Annotated in this window: 2 protein-coding genes; both read left to right on the top strand. The window is 34.7% G+C overall.

The window, feature by feature from the left end; translation table 11 throughout:
* The first annotated feature begins 41 nt into the window (after positions 1–41).
* Positions 42–407, top strand: coding sequence for a transposase (locus tag J1D01_RS17370; protein WP_421151771.1), 366 nt, complete (start codon positions 42–44; stop codon positions 405–407).
* Positions 408–412: 5 nt separating this feature from the next.
* Complete coding sequence (locus tag J1D01_RS17365) at positions 413–1,270, top strand: IS3 family transposase (protein ID WP_421151770.1); 858 nt, start codon at positions 413–415, stop codon at positions 1,268–1,270.
* Positions 1,271–1,310: the final 40 nt, after the last annotated feature.

The following is a 1,310-nucleotide window of genomic DNA, read 5'->3' as shown; positions in this document are numbered from 1 at the left end:
TACACCCGTCCTGAAATATGTATACACTAAAACAAATGTTTATGTATAAAAATGACGGATATGTAAGACGCTATAGCGAAAGCTTTAAACTCAAAGTTCTTGATGAACTTGCTAAGGGAAACCACTCTAAAAGACAAGTAGGACTACTCTATGGCGTCCAATCTAGTACCATTAACGAATGGATAAAAAAGTACAATCGTAAAGATTTAATGAATACCCGTGTAATCGTGCAAACAGATGATGAACTTACCCGAATAAAAGCCCTGCAAAAAGAGCTTAAACAGCTAAAGGAACTTCTCTTAAAGAAAGACCTCGATAAACTTATTGATGATAGTTACCTCACTGTGGCTGCTAAGAAACTAGGCTACAAAGATGCTTTAGAACTCAAAAAAAAACTAAACATCTAGCACTAATGGAGACTATAGACAATAATCCAAAAGAAAGACCTTACTGTATAGCTACAATCTGTAAGGGATATTTCCTAACTCGTGATGCCTTTTATAAATACAAAAAGCGATACGTCAAGCGAATAAAGATTGAAAACCAGGTATTGAAAATCGTTCATAAAAGAAGAAGGACTTTACCAAGAGAAGGCGCTAGAAAGTTGATGCGGTCCCTAAAAACGGACTTTAAAAAACACAACATCAAAATTGGTAGAGATCAATTGTTACGTATCCTTAGAGATAATAATCTTTTGATACGGCGAAAGAAATATTCCTCCAGAACAACCAACTCACATCATAGATTTTACAAATACAATAATAGCATTAAAGATGTTGAAATAGTTAGATGCAACCAAGTGTGGGCTGCAGATATAACTTACATCAGAACTATTAAAGGATTTTGCTATCTAGCACTCTTAACAGATATGTATTCACGTAAAATCGTAGGATATGACCTAAGTGACAGCTTAGAGCTAACCGGTTGTGTTAGGGCGCTTAAAAAGGCAATCTATCATAACAAAGGACTCAAGAATCTAACCCACCACTCAGACAGAGGAATACAATATTGCAGCAATGTATACACCAAAGAGCTAAAGCGAAAAAAGATAGATATAAGCATGACAGAAGAAAATCATTGTTATGAAAACGCTCTCGCTGAGCGTGTAAATGGAATACTAAAAGATGAATTTTATCTCGACCAGACCTTCGCTAGTATGGAAGAAGCGAAAAGAGCAACAAAAAATGCAATCAAATTATATAACTCTAAAAGATTACATTTATCTTTAGACTATAAAACACCTAATAACGTGCACCAAAATGCAGCTTAATTTTAATCAATAACCTGTAGACGTATTTTAGGACGAGACA

It is taken from the genome of Seonamhaeicola sp. NFXS20, assembly GCF_049132085.1.
Classification (GTDB): Bacteria; Bacteroidota; Bacteroidia; order Flavobacteriales; family Flavobacteriaceae; genus Seonamhaeicola.
This window is presented reverse-complemented; position numbering and strand designations above follow the sequence as displayed.